This window comes from Anaerolineales bacterium, from assembly GCA_022866145.1.
Classification (GTDB): domain Bacteria; phylum Chloroflexota; class Anaerolineae; order Anaerolineales; family E44-bin32; genus PFL42.
On the sequence record JALHUE010000164.1, the window covers coordinates 1 to 3,150 of the forward strand.

3 protein-coding genes are annotated in these 3,150 nt (G+C 68.7%); 1 reads left to right on the forward strand and 2 read right to left on the reverse strand.

Features of this window, described 5'->3' with window-relative positions; translation table 11 throughout:
• Window positions 1-305 precede the first annotated feature (305 nt).
• Window positions 306-1,232, forward strand: coding sequence for a class I SAM-dependent methyltransferase (locus MUO23_05105; GenBank protein ID MCJ7512330.1), 927 nt, complete (start codon window positions 306-308; stop codon window positions 1,230-1,232).
• A gap of 24 nt (window positions 1,233-1,256) precedes the next feature.
• On the opposite strand, the gene MUO23_05110 is transcribed toward MUO23_05105, so the two are convergent.
• Window positions 1,257-2,246 carry a flippase-like domain-containing protein gene (locus MUO23_05110; protein MCJ7512331.1) on the reverse strand — a complete coding sequence of 330 codons (990 nt, stop codon included), beginning with the start codon at window positions 2,244-2,246 and terminating at the stop codon, window positions 1,257-1,259.
• Between the two features lie 3 nt (window positions 2,247-2,249).
• Window positions 2,250-3,150, reverse strand: a 901-nt coding sequence (locus MUO23_05115) for a CDP-alcohol phosphatidyltransferase family protein (protein ID MCJ7512332.1), incomplete at its 5' end; no start/stop codon positions are given.

The window sequence follows — 3,150 nt, forward strand, 5'->3', positions numbered from 1 at the left end:
AGCCTGATCACTTGGGCCTTCATCGCCTTCACCGCCGTCACAATTCTGGCCTGGGTTGCGATGGGCGAGCGCTCGATGCTGGCCTACTTCACCAAGCTGGACGAACTGGTCCTGCTGGTGGCGCTGTTCCTGGGGCGCCGCGCTTCGGCCTGACGAAGGCTCAGTGCCTTCGGAACGAAGATTGGCGCAAGCCGCCTGCCTGAGGGAGTTCGCGCCAGAGGTGGGGAATCTGCCCGCCTCTGGCTTGGACCTTTCGTCGTGGGGGAAGTCGGACACGCCAAGGCTCAGCTGACTGCGGAGACGGCATGGCCCCATACCGCTTCGATTTCCGCCGCTACCTGGCGGCGAAGACCACCATCGACGACCGGTCGCTCAACGCGCAGGTCTGGTCGACGATGGCTGCGGCGATGGCTCAACGCCAGGCGTCTGCCGACGTGCGGGTCATCGAAGTCGGAGCCGGCATCGGCACCATGCTCCACCGGCTGCTCGGTCAGGGGGTTCTGTGGCGCGGATCGTACACCGGCGTCGACTCCGATGGGGCAAACATCCTGCGCGCCGACCGGCTGCTGCCGCAATGGGCGCGGCGGCACGCCTGGCAGAGCCAGGCCCGGCGCGGCCGGCACTTGCTCAGGGCGCAGCACGCCAGCGCCGCGGCCCGCTTCGTGGCTGGCGACTTCGCCGCTTTCGCCCGCCGGCCATCCCAGCGCCAGGCTTGGGATGCTGTCGTCGCCCATGCCTTCCTCGACCTAGTTCCCCTCGAGAGCGCTGTTGCGCTGCTGCTGTCCTTGCTGCGCCCAGGCGGCCTGTTCTACTTCAGTCTGAACTTCGACGGCGAGACGATCCTGCTTCCCGAGATCGATGGTGAGTTTGACCGGCAAGTCATCCACACCTACCACCGGACGATGGATGAACGCTTGCTGGACGGCAGGCGCTCCGGAGACAGCCGCACCGGTCGGCATCTGCTGGCCGGCCTGCCGTCCTGGGGCGGCGAGATCCTGGCTGCCGGTAGCTCCGACTGGGTAGTTGTCCCGCGGGGCGGCGCCTACCCCGCAGATGAGGCCTTCTTCCTTCACTTCATCTGCCACACGCTCGGGAACGCGCTGCGGCGCAGGCGAGAGATCGATCGCTCCCAACTGCGCCGCTGGATCGAGCGGCGCCATCGCCAGATCGATCACGGGGAGTTGATCTACATTGCGCACCAGCTCGACGTTGTCGGCACCCGGCCGGGCTGACTCGGAATCCATCTCCGGCGCCCGCTAGTCCCCCAGCCCCTGCCGGGTCCAGGCCGCGCCCAGCAGCAACCCCAGCCCGCCAAACATCAGATCCCGCACCCGAATCAGCAGGCCGAGGCTGATACCCAAGGCGGCCTCGAAACCGAGCGCCTGCAGAGCGAAGATCTGGCTCGCCTCCAACACACCCAGCCCACCCGGGATCGGCAGCAGCAGCGCCAGCCGCCCGACAGCCACCACGGCGATCGTTTCGGCCGGACCGACTGCCGCCCCAAGGAACCACAACATCAACCAGCGCTCGACCACGATGCCGATCCAGCTGAGCAGCGAGAAGCCCATGGCTAGTGTCAGGTGCCAGGGCCGCTCACGGCAGAACTCGGCTGCTTCCGTTTCGAAAGCCTGCACGCCTGCCCGCAATCGCACTCCGGCCGGCCAGCGCGCCCCGGCCCGGGCCGCGCCGAGACCGACCAGGTGCGTCAACGGTCGGCGGCCCGCCCACCACGCCAGCAGCAGGCCGAGCGGCGCGACGAGCAGCACGCCGGCGACGATGGCCGGCAGCACGGCCTGGTGCGAGTCCAGCCAGCGCAGACGCAGCAACACCACCAAGCCGAACGCCAGATAGGTCGCATTGCCAACGACCTCCAGCGCCTTGTCAAGCGTGACCGAGGCGGTCGAGGCCGCCAGCGGCACGGCGTGCTTCCGCCGCAGCAGGTCGATTTGCAGCGGCTCCCCTCCGAACTGCGATCCCGGCGTGAAGTAAGAGATGGAGAACCCGGCCAGACGGTAGGCGGAAAGGCGCAAGTACCCCGGGCGAAAGCCCAGGCCACGCAGGATCACCCACCACCGGCCGCTGAACGCCAGCACGATCGCGACATTGAAGGCCAGCAGCACCAGCCACTGCCAGGGGTGGATTCCGGCAAGCCGCCTGCCGACCTCGGCCCAGTCGACGCCCCGCGCCGCCCACAGCAGCAGCCCAAGGACCACCGGCCAGATCAGCCAACGCAGTGCTCGCCGCATGCGCTACCTCGGGCCGCCGGGGCGCCAGTCCACCAGCCAGGAGTCGCCCCGCCACAGTGACCAGCGGCCTGTCCCCGTCAGCAGCAGAGCCAGCGACATTGTCATCACCAGCAGCAGCGACGGGAGCGCCCCCACGAATACCATGCTGGCGGCGCTCAAGATCATCGCCGCCAACGCTGCCAGCCGCCCGGCCACGCCCAGGGCGAGAAGCACCACCGGGATCGCTGTCAGCAGCGTCAGGCTGCGCGCCGGCTGCGTCCAGCCTGCCCCGGTTGTCGCTTGCAGCGCGGCCAGGAACCAGCCTAGCAGAACCAGCGCCCGCAAGAGAGGCGGCGCCCCTTCCTTGGCCAGCCTCTTGACGCTCGCCCGAGCCCGCAGATACCGCGGCGACTGCGGAGAGAGTGTTCCGGCGACCACCAGGTAGTCGCGCAAGAACCCGATCAGGAAGGGAGTACTGATCACCCAGGCCGCGGCCCGGGCGGCTGCCGGCGGGACGATCGGCCACAGAAGCACGCTGGCGAAGATCATCATCACCCCGGCGATCGGGCGGCGCATTCCACTAGGCGGGAGCGGATGAAGCGCGCCTCCCCGCCTGAGCACCCACCACAATCCGAGCCGGTAGGCATAACGCGAAACCCCCACCGTCAAGAACCAGGTTGTCACCGTCCCCCAGTGCACTGCCAGCCCAGCCGCCATCAGCAGGCCCAGCGCATCGAATTCGATATCCAGCCGCTCACCCCATTCGGTGGCCGTGCCTGTTGCGCGGGCGAGATAGCCATCGAGGAGGTCCCCCACTTGCACCAGGCCGTAGAGCAGCGCCGGAATCCAGGCCAGCCAGCTTGCCGGGCGGGGGAGCAGCAGGAAGCCGGCAAGCAGCCCGATGAGCAGCCCGCGCCCCAGGGTG

Bases quoted from the DNA above. Each gene is read 5' to 3' on its own strand.
- MUO23_05105 (MCJ7512330.1), top strand. From the start codon at position 306: ATGGCCCCATACCGCTTCGATTTCCGCCGCTACCTGGCGGCGAAGACC.
- MUO23_05110 (MCJ7512331.1), bottom strand. From the start codon at position 2,246: ATGCGGCGAGCACTGCGTTGGCTGATCTGGCCGGTGGTCCTTGGGCTG.